Source organism: Dialister sp. UBA1703 (genome assembly GCA_002320515.1).
GTDB lineage: Bacteria > Bacillota > Negativicutes > Veillonellales > Dialisteraceae > Dialister.
Genome location: DCJJ01000007.1, coordinates 1 through 15,554 on the forward strand (window position 1 = coordinate 1; position 15,554 = coordinate 15,554).

10 protein-coding genes are annotated in these 15,554 nt (G+C 54.1%); all 10 read right to left on the minus strand.

The genetic code is table 11. From position 1 onward, the window contains the following. Positions 1 to 413: 413 nt before the first annotated feature. The 10 genes from B2Y11_RS00560 to polA all read right to left on the minus strand — a co-directional run bounded on the left by B2Y11_RS00560 (position 414) and on the right by polA (position 15,223). Entirely contained in the window at positions 414 to 2,126 is a 1,713-nt protein-coding gene (locus tag B2Y11_RS00560) for a GGDEF domain-containing phosphodiesterase (protein WP_291054739.1), read from the minus strand. Between the two features lie 18 nt (positions 2,127 to 2,144). Continuing rightward, complete coding sequence (locus B2Y11_RS00565) at positions 2,145 to 3,197, minus strand: cobalamin B12-binding domain-containing protein (RefSeq protein WP_291054742.1); 1,053 nt, start codon at positions 3,195 to 3,197, stop codon at positions 2,145 to 2,147. 1,150 nt (positions 3,198 to 4,347) lie between these two features. Further along, positions 4,348 to 6,270, minus strand: coding sequence for a TonB-dependent receptor plug domain-containing protein (locus tag B2Y11_RS00570; protein WP_291054745.1), 1,923 nt, complete (start codon positions 6,268 to 6,270; stop codon positions 4,348 to 4,350). Positions 6,271 to 6,276: 6 nt separating this feature from the next. Then, positions 6,277 to 8,631 carry a ferrous iron transport protein B gene (feoB, locus tag B2Y11_RS00575; protein ID WP_291054747.1) on the minus strand — a complete coding sequence of 785 codons (2,355 nt, stop codon included), beginning with the start codon at positions 8,629 to 8,631 and terminating at the stop codon, positions 6,277 to 6,279. 406 nt (positions 8,632 to 9,037) lie between these two features. After that, positions 9,038 to 9,961, minus strand: coding sequence for a ketopantoate reductase family protein (locus B2Y11_RS00580; protein ID WP_291054750.1), 924 nt, complete (start codon positions 9,959 to 9,961; stop codon positions 9,038 to 9,040). Between the two features lie 9 nt (positions 9,962 to 9,970). Continuing rightward, positions 9,971 to 10,510, minus strand: a complete 540-nt coding sequence (locus tag B2Y11_RS00585) for a hypothetical protein (RefSeq protein WP_291054752.1) — start codon at positions 10,508 to 10,510, stop codon at positions 9,971 to 9,973. A 53-nt stretch (positions 10,511 to 10,563) separates the two neighbouring features. After that, positions 10,564 to 11,262: a hypothetical protein gene (locus B2Y11_RS00590; protein WP_291054755.1), complete on the minus strand. Its 699-nt coding sequence runs from the start codon at positions 11,260 to 11,262 to the stop codon at positions 10,564 to 10,566. Next, entirely contained in the window at positions 11,263 to 11,859 is a 597-nt protein-coding gene (locus B2Y11_RS00595) for a lytic transglycosylase domain-containing protein (RefSeq protein WP_291054758.1), read from the minus strand. Further along, a complete protein-coding gene (gene coaE, locus B2Y11_RS00600) occupies positions 11,856 to 12,476 on the minus strand; it encodes a dephospho-CoA kinase (RefSeq protein WP_291054761.1) in 621 nt (206 codons plus the stop codon). Before coaE ends, B2Y11_RS00595 begins: the two co-directional genes overlap by 4 nt. Before the next feature lie 167 nt (positions 12,477 to 12,643). After that, positions 12,644 to 15,223 carry a DNA polymerase I gene (polA, locus tag B2Y11_RS00605; protein WP_291054764.1) on the minus strand — a complete coding sequence of 860 codons (2,580 nt, stop codon included), beginning with the start codon at positions 15,221 to 15,223 and terminating at the stop codon, positions 12,644 to 12,646. Positions 15,224 to 15,554: the final 331 nt, after the last annotated feature.

Here is a 15,554-nt window from a genome sequence, read left to right on the forward strand (position 1 = left end):
TTATAAGAATTTTTATGCACTGCTTCGTCATGGGACTCCTTAAATAGCTCGCTATTCGCGTCGTCCCATTCCTTGCATTGCATAAAAATTCAAGAATAAAAGCAAACAATGATTTAATCAGCGCTTCCCTAGCGGGGGAAAGGTGGTGGCGCCAGCCACCAAAGGGGGCGCTGTTCCATCGCCCACCAGGGCGGTTTTATGGTTTTTACCAGCCCACTAGCCCACTAGCTCACTACACAAGTTTTATCATACTGGCGCCCACAATATGCCGCCGCAGGCGGCCCCCGATCCTCGCTCCCAGCCGCTCCGCGGCTGCACGCCCACCAAGGCCGATAGCTGCATCCTGCGGGGAAATTTCTCCACTCCTCTCCCGACCGTGGAAATGACGATGTGATGCCCACCGCCCCTTCTATTCACGGCAGTTTCAGGAATTCTTCTTCCGGCGAGGGGCGGCTGTAGTAGAAGCCCTGTACGAGGCGGCATCCAAGGGAGTAGATTTTTTCTGCCTGTTCCTTTGTTTCCACCCCTTCCGCCACCAGGGATAGGTGTAGGGCGCGGGCCATGTCTGCCACGGCGCGGACGACGGCGGCGGAGCGGGGACTGGTGTCTACTTTCGCCACGAGGCTTCTGTCCAGTTTCAGCACGTCCGCCGGCAGTTCGGTGAGCATGGATAGGGACGATTCGCCGGTGCCGAAGTCATCAATTTCTATGGCAAAACCCATGGCCCTCAATCGTGTAAGCACAGGGAGCAGGGAGGGCGCGTCGTGGACGTAGGCCCTTTCCAGCACTTCCAGATGGAGGGCTTCAGCAGGAAGGCCGTATGTATTGATAAGTCCTTCCAGCACATTCGGCAGATCCGGCCGGTAGAGGTCGCTTCTGGCCAGGTTCACCGAAAGGGGCCGCAGTTTCTTTCCCTGCCTTCTGCGTTCAGCCAGAAGGCGGCAGGCCTCTTCCCACATATAGCGGTCCAGGCTGTAGATTTTATCTTCCCTTTCCAGCAGAGGGATAAAAAGGCCGGGGGAAATCATGCCCTTTTCCGGGTGAATCCATCGTACCAATCCTTCGCCGCCTATGACTTCGCCGCTTTCCACGTCCACCTTGTTCTGCACGTATAGCCTGAATTCCTTCCGTTTTAGAGCCAGAGGCACCATGTCCAGAATGCGGTACTCCTCCTGGAGCCTCTTTTTCAATGCTTCATCATAGAAGGCAAGGATGAGTTTCCGGTCTCCCCCTCCCCTTTCCATGGCAATGCGGGCCTGATCCGCCAGAAGGGCGGCGGAAAGGTCTGCAGCCGGCCCTTTTTCCGCTGCCCCGATTTTCACCTTCAGATGACCGAGCAGGGGATAGAAATCGAGGAAGCGAGGCAGATTTTCCGAAAGAACATGGGGAAAATCCATTTCCAGAGGCGCCAGGATGGTAAAGGAGGCAGCCTCTTCACGGCAGAAGAGGGCTTCTTCTCCGGAAAGGCCGGTAATAAAGAGGGCCAGATCCTGGATGAAACGGTCGCCCGCCCTGCGGCCAAGGATTTCATTCACCTGGTGAAGGCCGGATACGTTCAGGGCAATCATGTGAAAGGCCCTGTTTCCTTCCTTTTCCATTTTCTCCCCTGCCGCCTTCCGGAAGGCGGAGGGTGTGTAAAGGGACGTGAGTTCGTCCCGCTCCAGAAGGGCGATGGTGCTGTGGGCCTTCCGTACCTCTTCCAAAAGGCCGGTGAGCCGCCGGTTTGCTTTCATCAAGTCCCTGCCTGCATTCACCAGACGGTTGTTCATGTGCTGGATTTCGTAGAAATCGTCTTCATAGGGCTCCCTGAGATGGCGGTCTGCCCAGTCCAGGCTCTTCACGAGGGCTTTTTCAAAAGAAATGAAATCTCTTTCATCCGCCCGTCCCAGTACAGCCAGCACATGGGCTGGATAGAGGAAGAGGAAAAGGGGTACCTTTCTGCCATCCGAACATTCCAAAAACAGCAGGACCTGCCCGCTGTTTTCGCCTTCCAGTTTTCTTCCTGTCTCCTCTGCCTCCGGCAGCCATTCTGCCAGGGAGTCCCCTTTCCTGAGCTCCAGACCGGAACTATAAAAAATCTTTTCCATGTTCCAGTTTCTGTCGCACAAAAAGATGCTGCATCCCATGGGATTTCCTGTCCCTTTCTACTTACCATTCACCTTTCTGATGAGGTCAATGGCATTTTCTCCGTAATAATCCACCGGCCATTTTTCCAAAATGTGCCCGGTGCTGGCAAAAGCCCTGCCGCCTACGGCGATTTTCGCCCCGGGAAATTCCTTCCGGATGTCAAAAATCAGTTTTTCGCAGTCCATAAGGTACTGGGGCATAGTCACCGCCAGAGCAATGACATCCGGCTTTTCCTCCCGGATAGATTTCAGAATGGAATCCGGCGGCACCGCCTCTCCCAAGTAGCAGGTGTCCCAGCCCTCATTTTCAAATACATCGGCCACCATGCGGAGCCCCATGTCATGGAGCTCCCTTGCCGAGCAGGCACAGAGAATAGATTTCTTCTTCCGGGGAACGGCAAAGATGGCGGGGTACATGCGGGACATGGCCACCCGGGTGACGGACGTGCAGTAATGTTCCGCCGCCACGGAAATCTTCCCGTGATGCCAGAGCTCTCCCACCCGGCGCATGGCCTCCGCCAGAATATCCACATAAATGGAGTCCACGGGAATCTTTCTTTCCATGAAACGGTCTACCAGGAAAAGGCAGCGGCGCATATCATGGTCCAATAGGGCCTGCAGGTAGGCTTCCACCTCCGGCTCATAAATCGACGGCCTATCCGGCGCCTCTTCCGAAGACGCCTCATCCTTTACCGCCTCCTGGGCCAGGGTAAGGAGCCTTGTAAGCTCTGCCTTCTTGTCCTTTCCTGCTGCTTCGGACACCGCCTTCTTCATGTACTCAAAATGGCGGATCACATAATGTTCCATAGGGTAATTGGCCCACTTCTTCGACACCACCCCTTCCATGAGGCGGTAGAGCCAGCGGGCGTAATTTTCCATGACCCCGTCTTCTCCAAGTTCATAGGCCGTATACAGGAAATCCACATTGTACCGAGTATCCCGGTAAATAGTCTTCTTCACCCGATCCGGCAGCCGGTCAAAATAAGCCTTCTCATCGCCGGTCTGGATTTCCCAGCTCCGATCCACCAGATTTTGGAATTTCTCACCATAGTCCACCCAAAGAAGTCCCATGTCCTCATCCCCCATAGCCGGAAATACATATTGTTATATTGTTACCATCAATATACCCTATGTAGAGAGTTTGGGCAAGAGGGTTCAAAGAAGGTTCTAAAGTTTGCCCGGCCATTGGACACGCCTTCGGCGTGAGGGTTCAGAGGGTTCAAAGGTTTCAAAAGTTCAGAGGGGAAGGATTGCCCTTCGGGCAATGATTATGAAGTCAGCGTTTCGGGGCTTGCATTTGTGTCACCTGTGCTGCATGAGGTAGTGCTATAGCGACGGAGGATAGCGGCCTTTCGTAAGGGGCGCGCTGATTCTGCGGCTGAATCAGTGCTCCCCTCAAAAATCCAAGGCCCCACAGAGGCCTAAATGACTCTTCCGGAAAATGCCGCCTACGGCGTCGCCTTTGCACAGCAAAGGCCTATCCTCAGCTCTATCGGGCAGCTCCTTCCAGTGGAAGGAGCCTTACGTTACGTTCTTTACTTTTGTGTCAACAGTGCTGCATGAGGTAGTGCTATAGCCTGCACACTAAGCGAGCACCTTAATGCCCGACGGTGTCGCCGCAGGCGACGGAGGATAGCGGATTTTCGTAAGGGGGGCGCGCTGATTCAGTCGTTTCAGATTTCATTCTTGCATTTTGGTTCAATACAAGGAATAAGCCGACGCGAATAGCCAAAGCTATTTAAGGAGGCTTATGACGCAGTATNNAGTATTGGACCAAAATGCTTATGAAATCTGATTCTGCGGCTGAATCAGTGCTCCCCTCAAAAATCAGAGGCCCCAAAGGGGCCTGAATGACTCTTCCGTAAAATGCCGCCTTTCGGCGGCGCCTTTGCACAGCAAAGGTCTATCCTCAGCCCTATCGGGCAGCTCCTTCCAGCGGAAGGAGCCTGCGTTACGTTCTTTCTCTCCTGCTGCTTAAGGAAGCGCTGATTAAATCACTGTCTGCTTTTATTCTTGGATTTTTATGCAATGCAAGGAATGGGACGACGCGAATAGCGAGCTATTTAAGGAGTCCCATGACGAAGCAGTGCATAAAAATTCTTATAAAAGCAGACTCTATGAATGAATCAGTGCTTCCTTAAGGCACGCCAAGCCTGGCGGCTATCACGATCCCAATCCCGGTCCCGGCCGCCCTGCCCTTCACGGCCGCAGGCCTTGTCACCTACCACTTCATTTCCAGTCCTGCAAACCAGGCTCTTCCGTCCTGGTAGAGGGCGTCGATTTTCCGGTTCAGGATGTTGTACATGCCAAGGGTTAATGTATACTTTCCCCAGTGTTTCTGGAGGGAGAGGTTCAGTTCGTTCCAGGTGTAGTTTTTTTCATCGGACAGATAGTCTTTCTGCAGGGTGGACCAGAGTGTGCCGGAGATGCCGTAGGGATTTTCTCCTTCGTAGGAGAGGGCTGCCATGAGGGTGTGGCGGCTTCTGTTTGGGAGTCTGGTGCCGGCAGACTTGTCCCTGCCGTCCAGGTAGGTGTAGGTACCCCGGATGGTCCAGCGGGATGAAATTTTATGGGTGATTTCTCCTTCCAGTCCCTGGAGCTGCGCCCGGTTTCTGTTTACGTACAGGTATTTCCCGCTGTTTTTTCCTATTTCTTCATAGTCAATGAGGTTTTTGACCTTCTGGTCAAACCAGGAGATTTTCCAGCCGGTTTTTCCTGCCTGCCATTCCAGTCCCGTTTCCATATTGCGGGAGGTTTCGGGGTTAAGGTCCGGATTGCCGTCAATCTGCAGGCGGCCGCTGTATTTCATGTGGATATACATTTCGCTGATGGTGGGGGTGCGGAAGCCTTTGCCATAGCTGGCGGTGACCTTCATGTGGTCATTCACCTTATAGGCAAAGCCTGCGGATGGAATGCCCACGAAGCCGCAGCGGTTCCCCTTTTCAAAGCGGATGGCCGGGGCGAAGGTGAGGCGGGAATTGATCTGCCACAGGTCGGAGCCGTAAATGGCGCCGCTATGCTGTTCCCGCTCCTCTTCTCTGCCGTCATGAATGTCGGAGAGGCGGGTGCCGGTGTAGGTGTCCTTTGTCCATTCTCCGCCGACGGTTATGTCATGGTTTCCCAAGTGAAGCCGGTCTTTTGCTTCCATACCCCAGGTTTCATAGAGGGCCCGGTCCCATTCCGAAGCGGGCCTTTTCATCATGTCCAGCCTGGTTTCTTCGTAATTTTTCCGAAGACGGCTGTAGTAAACCTGTCCGCTGTATTCATTTTTTCCTGTATTTCCTTCATAGGCAAGGGATGTATCCCACAGGCTGCGGCTGATGGTGCTTTTCTGATTCTGCAGTAAGGCCATGCCGCCATAGAAGGTATCGGCAAATCGGGTGTCCTGGTCTTCGTCAAAGTAATGAAGCTGAAAACGGAGGGTATTATCGTTTTTGTTTTCAAAGTCATAGAGGCTGTCCAGTCCCATGTAGCGGCGAATGCCGTAGGAGGGCACATCCCAGCCCCGGTCCGCCCGGCCGCTGAGGCTGCTGTCCCGGTAAAAGGCAAGGGGCCGGTTCTTTGTAATCCGTCCGTCCACGGCCACATGGAGCCGCCCTTCCTTCATGGGATCCAGACGGAAATAGGCGGTATTTTCCCGTTTTCCTGTCATGAAGCCCGCCAGATTCTCCCCGCTTCCCGGCTTCTTGGTGCGGATATCAATGACGCCGCCCATGGCAGATGAGCCGCAAAGGGCCCCTTCCGGCCCCCGGGTGACCTGGATTTCCTGTATATCAGACAGGCTCATCCTGTTTAAAATCATCATGTTTCGGGAGGAAGAGGTATCCTCATCAGCCAGGCGGTGGCCGTCCACAAGGACCAGGGTCTGGCTGCTGTTCATGCCGCGGATCATAAGCTGGCGGCCGCCCATGGCGGACTGGCCGGCAGGAGCAAGGGAGAGCCCCTCTGCCATGGCCAGGGCTTCCACCACATTGGAGGCGCCCATGCGCTTCATGTCCTTTTCTGTAATGGTTTCCCGGGGTGAAAGGGTACTTTCCTTCTGCCCTTCTGCCGTCACCACCACGCCGGGGAGGGTATATACCTCAGCTCCTGCAGTAAGGGGAAGAAATGATACCAATGCGGTAAGCCATATTTTTTTCATCATTTGTCCTCAATTTCCAAAGAGAATACGTCCTGCGTGATAGACCAGAAAGGATACGATCCATGCCACAGCACACTGGAAAATCACCATTTCCACCGCCCAGCGGCTGCCGTTTTCTCTTCGTACGGAAGCACTGGCAGCAATGCAGGGTGTATACAGAAGGCAGAAAATAAGAAATGAAAAAGCGGAGAGTGTGGTAAGGGCCGTTTCCAGGGCACCCACACTGCCGTAGAGAACGGACAGGGTGGCCACTACGCTTTCCTTGGCCATGAAGCCGCAGATGAGGGCAGTGGACATTTTCCAGTCGCCGAATCCCAAAGGTGCAAAGAGAGGGGCAATCCAGCCGCCCAGCAGGGCAAGGATGCTGTCTTTGCTGTCTTCCACCATGTTCAGTGTCAGGTCAAAGCTCTGGAGGAACCATACGATAATGGTGCCTACGAAAATAACGGTGAAGGCCCGCTGAAGGAAATCCCTGCCCTTGTCCCACATGAGGCGCCCCACGTTTTTGGCGCCGGGCATACGATAGTTGGGCAGTTCCATCACAAAAGGCACGGCCTCCCCTTTGAAGAAGGTATTCTTGGAAAGAAGGGCCACCAGCACCGCCATGCATACACCGGTCAGGTACAGGGCCGTCATCACCAGGCCGCCGGTATGGGGAAAGAAGGCAGCGGTGAAGAAGGCATAAATAGGTACCTTGGCGGAGCAGCTCATGAAGGGAATCAGCATAATAGTCATACGCCGGTCCCGAAGGGAAGGCAGCGTCCGTGTGGACATGACCGCCGGCACGGAGCAGCCGAAACCGATAAGCAGGGGGACGATGCTCCGTCCCGACAGGCCGATTTTACGGAGCAGCTTGTCCATAACAAAGGCCACCCGGGCCATGTATCCCCCGTCTTCCAGAATGGAGAGGAAGAAGAAAAGTACCATAATAATGAGGATGAAACTCAGTACGCTCCCTACGCCGGTGAAAATACCGTCCACCAGAAGGGACTTCACCGCCCCATTCACCCCTGCCGCCGTAAGGGCTGCGTCCACCTCCTCTGTCAGGGCATCTATGCCGCCGGCCAGAAGGTCCTGGAAAAAGGCGCCGATCACATTGAAGGTAAGGTAGAACACAAGGGCCATGATGAGGATAAAAATAGGAATGGCCGTATATTTTCCTGTAAGGATACGATCCATCTTCCTGCTTCTCGCATGCTCCAGGCTTTCCTTCGGCTTCACCACCGTTTTATGTGAGAGCCGTCGGATAAAGAGGAAACGCATATCCGCCATGGCGGCTGCATGGTCCAGTCCCCTTTCCTCCTCCATCTGCTTGATAATATGACCCAGCATTTCCTTTTCATTCTCTTCCAGATGAAGGGACTCTTCCACCAGATGGTCTCCCTCCACCAGCTTGGCTGCCGCAAAGCGCACCGGTATGCCGGCAGCTTCTGCATGGTCCTGGATAAGGTGCATGATACCGTGAAGGGCCCGGTGTACAGCCCCCTTATGGTCATCGGGACTGCAGAAATCCCGAATGCCCGGCTTTTCCCTGTACCTTGCCACATGGACTGCATGGCGCACCAGCTCCTGCACCCCCTGGTTTTTGGCGGCTGAAATAGGAATCACCGGAATCTGCAGGATTTCCTCCATTTCATTAATGAGGATGGAGCCGCCGTTCTTCTCCACCTCGTCCATCATATTGAGAGCCAGCACCATGGGCACATCCAGCTCCATGAGCTGCATGGTAAGGTACAGGTTCCGTTCCAGGTTCGTGGCGTCCACGATATTGATAATGGCGCTGGGCTTTTCTTCCAGAATAAACTTCCGGGAAACAATTTCCTCACTTGTATAGGGAGAGAGGGAATAAATGCCCGGCAGATCCACCACCTCGCAGTCCGGATGGCCCTTGATGAAACCGCTCTTCCGGTCCACCGTGACGCCGGGGAAATTGCCCACATGCTGGTTGGAACCGGTGAGCTGGTTGAAAAGGGTGGTCTTCCCGCAGTTCTGGTTGCCTGCCAAGGCAAACACCAGCTTTCCCTCCACCGGCTTCGCATCATGGTAAGGCGAAAGCTCGTGCATCCGTCCCGGCTCCCCCAGGCCCGGATGGCTTACGGCCGGCGGCAGCTGTGCCTTTGCCGCCATGGGCCTTCTTTCCCGCACGTGATCGATGGCAATCTTCTTCGCATCCTCCACCCGGAGGGTCAGCTCATAGCCTTCGACCATAAGCTCCATGGGATCCCCCAGCGGCGCAAACTTGATAAACGTCACCTCCGCCCCGGGAATGAGACCCATATCCAGAAAATGCTGGCGAAGGGGTTCCTCGCCCCCTACCTTCACTACATCTGCCGACTTCCCCTGAGGCAGTTCATCTAATGTCATTTCTATCTCTCCCTTGTGGTAATCATCTTTCTGTTATGATATGGTACCACGATTCGGGAAGAGGTTCAAAGGGAAAAGGCGCCGCAAAGCGGCGCCCGATGCAGAGGGTTCCCCATCCCATTTATTGTCCCACCACTTGTGCGGGGGAAAGGTGGTGGCGCCAGCCACCAAAGGGGGCGCTGTTCCATCGCCCACCAGGGCGGTTTTATGGTTTTTACCAGCCCATTAGCCCACCAGCCCACTAGTACACTAGCCCACTAGCCCACTAGCTCACTACACAAGTTTTATCATAATGGCGCTCCTTATTTCCAAGAGGGCGCCCACCACCTGCCGCAGGCGGCCCCCGATCTTCGATCCCAGCCGCTCTGCGGCTGCACGCCCACCAAGGCTGATAGCCGACAGCCCTCTATCTTCTTATCCCCCGTGCCCTCTCCCAGGCTTCTTTGAAACAGGGTGTTTCCACTCCCTTTTTCTTTCCCATTTCCACCATACGGCCCAGAATCATTTCTGTTTCCGTATCTTCCACTTTTTTCCCGTCCTTTAGGTCCCGGTAGAGGGAGGTGATGGTGTCTTCGGGGAGGGAGTCGAAGAGGGCCAGGTAGTCTTTTTTATAGTTTTCGGGGAAGGTGACGCCGTAGGCTTTGGCTGCGGCAATCACTTCGCCCACCGCTTCCCCTGCCAGTTCTCTGTAGTTTTCCAGTTTCCTCACTTTTCCGGCAGGGCCGTCATAGCGGCAGAAAAGGGCGCTGTTGGTGCCCATGAGGGCATATTTTTCCCAGCTGTCCAGACGGATGTCATCGGTCACTTCGGCGGGGATGCCTGCATTTCTAAGAATGCCCTCCAGTTCAAAGAGGGCCGGCGGATTTTTGCCTTCTTTCATGCCCATGACGATTTTCCCGCTGCCTGCGGTCTGCACCACATGGCCCGGCTCTTCCATGTGGCTGAATACGCGGATGGTGCCGTCTGCTATATGACAGGGCGGAAGAAGGGGTGCCATGAGGTCCGAAACCAGGACGCCGTTTAAAAGGGGCAGCACCACCGTTTCTTTATCTATCATGGGAGCCATGTCCCGGCAGGCTTGTGCCAGGCCGTTTCCTTTGCAGGCAAGGATAATCACGTCCATTTTCCCAAAGGTTTTCCCCTCCTGCCCCATGCCCCGGGGACGAACGGTGAAATCACCCAGGATTTCAGATGTTACGTGAAGGCCTTCTTTTTTTATAGCTTCCAGTTTCTTTCCGCGAACATAGAAATAAACGTCCGCCCCTGCCTTTGCCAGGGCACCGCCGACGAAACTGCCTATGCCGCCCATGCCGAAGATAAGAATTTTCATGATTTCACCTCAGAAGAAATTCCGAATCATGTCGCTGGCCAGGTTCATGCCGCCCCGTCCGGCGTCGCTGCCGGTGGCGGTCATGGTGACGAAGTACCTGGGGTCGCCGTAGTATTTGAGGAGGTAGTGCTTCCGGTGCTTTTCATTGGCTTCGATGCCCAGGGCGGCCAGTTTCCTCTTGATATTATCGTCCAGTCCGCGGTAGCCCTTGAGGATTGCTTTTACCGCTTCAGCCCGCCTTTTCGGTTCGCCGCCTGCAGGATTGGCCGCGATGAGGTCGTCTATGACATCCGCCCGGCGGGTGCCTTTTTTGATGTCCTTCCGGGCGGATGTCAGCACGTCCATAAGGATTTCATGCCTTTCGCCGGGATAGAGATCCTTTTCCTTTCCTGAGGCCAGGAGTTCCGAATCCACCGGCGTGCCTGCCCGCCTTGCTTCTTCCAGCCTTCCCTTCAGCATGCTGTTTTCATTCATCAGTCTGGACAGCTTCTCTTCCATTTCCTCCAGCTGCCGTACATACTCCATCACTACTTCTTCCGTGCTTTTCATGGCAACTCCCCTTTTCCCCGCCAGGTCAGACAGCGCTTTCCTGGAAATACAGCTCAGTCCGGAATTTCCGGATTTTCATAAAGGTCTTTCAGGTCTTTTTCCAGATGGTTCCGGATGGTTTCTTCCAGGTCCGGTATGGTTTTGGCATCGTACTGGTGAATAATGCCGGGAATCCCCTTGGCCCTCAGTTCGCCGTAGTATTCGTCTCTGTAAACGTTGTAGAAAAAGAGGATGCCCGTCTCTTTTTCCCTGCATTCATAGGAGGCAATGATGTAGGAGCCGTTGAGGCCCAGAAGGGGGCGGTGGGGATCGATGACCCGCCGGTAGTGGCCCAGAACCGGCGGGAAGAAGGGTGTGTAGTCCCATACCATGAATCCCTTTCCCCGTACCAGTACGGACACATTCTCCCGATGGATGAATTCTTTGGCAATATATTTCGGCGTCAGAAGCTTCATATTTCTTTTGAATTCTTCGAAATCACCGGTAATGAGTTCGATTTCCGTCAGGGTCATCATGCGGATGTCCGTTTTCACCATGTAGTCCATGGTTTCTTCATCAAAAAGGGCCCGTACCTGCCAGCCGTTTTCTTCGTTTTCCCAGCAGAAGGCAAAATAGATGCGGCCTTCCTGTTTATCCAGCCTTTTCAGTTTGTATCCTTCAATGTCTGTGGGCAGCTCTTTTTCTATATCCCAGTCCAGGAACTTCTGCCGTCTTTCCGCCCGTTCCTGTTCCAGCTTATCTTCTTTTCCCATTTATTTCCCCTTCTTTTCCGCTTCCAGCCTGTCTCTGGCGGAAACTACGGATTTCACAAATTCCCTGGTTTCAGGGAAAGGAATCTTATCCATGTCGGAAAACCCTTCCGGCCAGTGGTTCTTTTCAATCCACTCATCCACATTGCCGCGGCCTGCGTTGTAGGCAGCCAGGGCAAAGACCTCATTGTTGTGATACTGCCCCAGGAGGTAATTCAGGTACCAGGCGCCCAGGGGAATATTCTGCTCCGGACTGGCCAGGTTGTCCGACGGCAGCCCGCTCTGTTCGGAAATCCAGCGGGCCGTTTCCGGCATGAGCTGCATCATACCCACCGCCCCCACATGGGACACCGCCTTTTCATTGAATTTGCTTTCCGTCAGTATCACCGCTTCCAGAAGGCCGGGAGAAATCTGCTCTTCCTCCGCGCACTGGACAATGATATGGGATACCTCTTCCGTAGGCTTCAGAAAGCGGACATGCTCCGTCAGAAGGAGTGTCAACACGCAGAGAAGCGCAGCAAAAAGAGTAAACACCATAGCGCCGGTGTTTCCCTGGTGCCGCTGTACCTCTTTTTTCCTGCGTTTCAATGCGATTCTCATGCTTCCATTCCTTTGGGAAATTGAAATCCCGGTACATGCTTCAGTGCTTCCCTCACCTGCCGCCTGGTATCTTCCACGGAGCGGCTGTTGTCGATAATCACGTCTGCATAATTCATCTTATTCGTGGTAGGCATCTGCTTGCCGATGCGTTCCATCACCTGCTCCCTGGTAAAACCGTCCCGGGAAATCACCCGGGCAATCTGCACCTCCAGAGGCACCTCCACCAGCCACACCTCTTCTACCCGAAGCTGCCAGCTGATTTCCAGAAGGAGAGGCATATCCAGCACCACCACCGGAAATCCCTCTTCCTGGGCCCGGATCAGCTCTTCCCTGGTGCGATGCCAGATGAAGGGATGGATAATACTGTTCAGCTTCTGCCTTTTTTCTTCATCATTAAAAACGATTTCCCCCATCTTCAGCCGGTTAAGGCTTCCGTCGGGAAGAAATATATGGGGCCCGAAGGCCTTCCTCATCTCCGCCATAGCCCGGCTGCCGGGAATCACCGCTTCCCGGGCCAGCTTGTCGCCGTCAATGACAGGGATGCCAAGTTCATGCATATAAGAGGACACAGTGCTTTTGCCACTGCCTACGCCTCCGGTTAATCCGATACGATACATGGTTCTTCCCTTTTTATAAAATGTTCTCTAGTGGGCTAGTGAGCTAGAACACTAGAACACTAGAACACTAGAACACTAGTACACTAGTACACCAGTACACTAGTACACTAGTACACTAGTACACCAGTACACCAGTACACCAGTACACCAGTACACTAGTACACCCCCTATTTCGTTTCCGCCCAGTTTTTTCCTTCGTTTACATCAGCCACCAGGGGCACTTTGAGGTTTACCACCGATTCCATGGTGGTTTTCAGAAGATTTGCAATTTCTTCTTTTTCTTCATTCACTACTTCCGCCACCAGTTCGTCGTGGACCTGGAGGAGGACGCGGCTCTTATAGCCGCCCTGTTTCATCTTTTTATAGACTTCAATCATAGCCATTTTCATGATGTCCGCCGCCGTGCCCTGGATGGGGGTGTTCATGGCGGTGCGTTCGGCGAAGGAGCGGCGGTTGAAGTTTTTGCTGTTGATGTCCGGCAGTTCCCTGTACCGTCCGAAAAGGGTGACGGCGCGGCCTGTTTCCTTTGCCTTGTCCACCATGGAATGCATAAAATCATGGATACTGGGATAGCGCTTGAAATAGGCTTCAATGTAGTCAGCCGCCTGTTTCCGGGGAATGCCCAGCTGTTTGGCCAGGCCGAAGTCGCTGATGCCGTAGATGATGCCGAAGTTGACTGCCTTGGCATGGGAGCGCTGTTCCGGCGTTACGTCTTCAAAGGGAATGCCCAGCACTTCCGCCGCCGTTCTCCGGTGGATATCTTCCTTATTAACAAAGGCTTTGATAAGGCTTTCATCGCCGGACATATGGGCCAGTACCCGGAGTTCTACCTGGGAGTAGTCGGATGAAATGAAGCAGTCGTACCCTTCTCCCGGTACGAAGAGGGAGCGGATTTTCTTTCCCTCTTCCGTACGTACCGGAATGTTCTGCAGGTTCGGGTCGGAGCTGGAAAGGCGTCCCGTGGCAGTTACGGTCTGGTTGAAGGACGTATGAATCCGTCCCGTATCCGGATTGATCAGCTGGGGCAGGGCTTCCAGATAGGTTGAAACCAGTTTCGAAAGGCTGCGGTAGCGGAGGATGTTCTTCACCATGGGATAGGACAGGGCCAGTTCTTCCAGTACATCGGCGGCGGTGGAATAGCCGGTTTTCGTCTTTTTTCCTGCAGGCATACCCATTTTTTCAAAGAGAATATGGCCCAGCTGCTTTGGAGAATTAATATTGAAGGCTTCTCCTGCTTCGGTGTAAATATCCTTCACCAGAAGACGCTCTTCCTTTTCCATTTCTCCCTTCACCAATCGCCATTTTCCCTGGTCCGTGGCAATGCCCGCCTTTTCCATGGCTGCCAGCACCGGCACCAGAGGCTGTTCTACCTTGTGGAAAAGGGAAAGCACGCCGTTTTCTTCCAGTTTCTTCACCGCCTCTTCATAAAGAGAGGAGAGGAAGAGGCTGATGCAGCAGCCCTTTTCCTTCATGTCACCCAGGTCGTCGGGGTAAATGACCGGTTTCCCGAAAAGTCCGGCCAGGTAGGACAGGGGATAGGTCACGCGGGTGGGATCCAAAAGATAGGCCGCCAGAGTGACATCAAAGAAGGGAATGTTTCCGCAGGGGAAATCGGACTCAATGACAGCTTTGCTGTCCTCTGTCACCACAGCCTCTGCTTCCTCCAGCGCTTTCGACGCCTTTTCATAGCTTTCCTTTTCCAGAAGCCATGAATGGCCGCCGGCAGCAGCCACCAGGCCTTCCGCTTTCAGGAAGGGCGCCCTGCCGGTGAGGTGAGCCCAGAGTCCCACCACCTTTCCCTTAAAGGAAACGGAGGAATCCCAGATTTCCACGGTTGGAAGGATTTCTTCACTTTCTTCTTTTTTCACCTGGGACAGTTCCCGGAAACGGGGGAGTTCTTCAAACTGCTTCAGCAGGTTGATACCCAGTTTCCCGAAAAGCTCCTTCATTTCCGCAAAATGGACCGGCTGTTTCATATCCTCCAGTTTCGTATCCAGAGGCACATCCCGCTTGATGGTGGCCAGCTTGTAGGAAAGATAGGCCATGTCCTTATGGGCAGTGAGCTTCTTTCCCCTGGCGCCCTTGATTTCATCCACATGGGCATAGAGATTGTCCAGGTCCTTATACTCCGTCAGAAGGCCCAGGGCCGTCTTCTCGCCAATGCCGGGAACTCCGGGGATATTGTCCGCCGTATCCCCCATGAGGGCCTTCATGTCAATGACCTGGGAGGGGGTAATATGGTATTTTTCAAAAACAGCCTCCGGCGTCATGACAGCCATATTGGTAATGCCCTTCTGGGTAAGGAGCACCGTGGTGCGGCTGCTGGAAAGCTGCAGCGCATCCCTGTCGCCGGTGACAATATCCACCGGAAGCTCCTTCTCATACCGGGCAGACAGGGTGCCCAGGATGTCATCCCCTTCGTATCCGGAAATACTGTACACCGCCACCCCCAGCACGGAAAGCACATCCAGAATCAGGTCAAACTGGGGAATCAGCTCCGGCGGCGCCGGCTTTCTGGTGGCTTTGTAGTCCTGAAACATTTCCGTACGGAAGGTATGGCGGTCCTTATCAAAGGTGACTGCCATGTACTCCGGATCCAGGTCCCGGTACAGCCCCAAAAGCATGCGGAGGAATCCATACACCGCATTGGTAGGCACCCCCTCCGGAGACGTCATGGTCGGCGGCAGGGCAAAAAAGGCGCGGTACAAAAGACTGCTGCCATCAATAATAACCAGTTTCTTCTTCATAGTTCCTCCTTCTGCCCCGGCAGAAATCAGCAGGATTTCCCTGGGAAATCGGAATTTCGCATAAAGTCATTTCTTATTATAACATATCTATATGAGGGGTTCAGAGGGTTCCCCATCCCATTTATTGTCCCCCCACTTGTGTGGGGGGAAGGTGGTGCGTCAGCACCAAAGGGGGCGGGCCCGCAGGGCCGAAGGTTGCAGCCGCCTTCGGCGGCAGGTTGTGTAGAAGGGTTGTGTTTCAAGGGGCGAAGAAAGGTTCAGAGGGTTCAAAAGGTTCAGAGGGGAAGGTTGGCGGGGCTTCGCCCCGAGGGTTGTGGCCGCCTGACGGCGG

Coding starts and splice junctions, on each gene's coding strand:
- B2Y11_RS00570 (WP_291054745.1), bottom strand. CDS start 6,270: ATGATGAAAAAAATATGGCTTACCGCATTGGTATCATTTCTTCCCCTT.
- B2Y11_RS00565 (WP_291054742.1), bottom strand. CDS start 3,197: ATGGGACTTCTTTGGGTGGACTATGGTGAGAAATTCCAAAATCTGGTG.
- B2Y11_RS00580 (WP_291054750.1), bottom strand. CDS start 9,961: ATGAAAATTCTTATCTTCGGCATGGGCGGCATAGGCAGTTTCGTCGGC.
- B2Y11_RS00585 (WP_291054752.1), bottom strand. CDS start 10,510: ATGAAAAGCACGGAAGAAGTAGTGATGGAGTATGTACGGCAGCTGGAG.
- coaE (WP_291054761.1), bottom strand. CDS start 12,476: ATGTATCGTATCGGATTAACCGGAGGCGTAGGCAGTGGCAAAAGCACT.
- polA (WP_291054764.1), bottom strand. CDS start 15,223: ATGAAGAAGAAACTGGTTATTATTGATGGCAGCAGTCTTTTGTACCGC.
- B2Y11_RS00590 (WP_291054755.1), bottom strand. CDS start 11,262: ATGGGAAAAGAAGATAAGCTGGAACAGGAACGGGCGGAAAGACGGCAG.
- feoB (WP_291054747.1), bottom strand. CDS start 8,631: ATGACATTAGATGAACTGCCTCAGGGGAAGTCGGCAGATGTAGTGAAG.
- B2Y11_RS00560 (WP_291054739.1), bottom strand. CDS start 2,126: ATGGGATGCAGCATCTTTTTGTGCGACAGAAACTGGAACATGGAAAAG.
- B2Y11_RS00595 (WP_291054758.1), bottom strand. CDS start 11,859: ATGAGAATCGCATTGAAACGCAGGAAAAAAGAGGTACAGCGGCACCAG.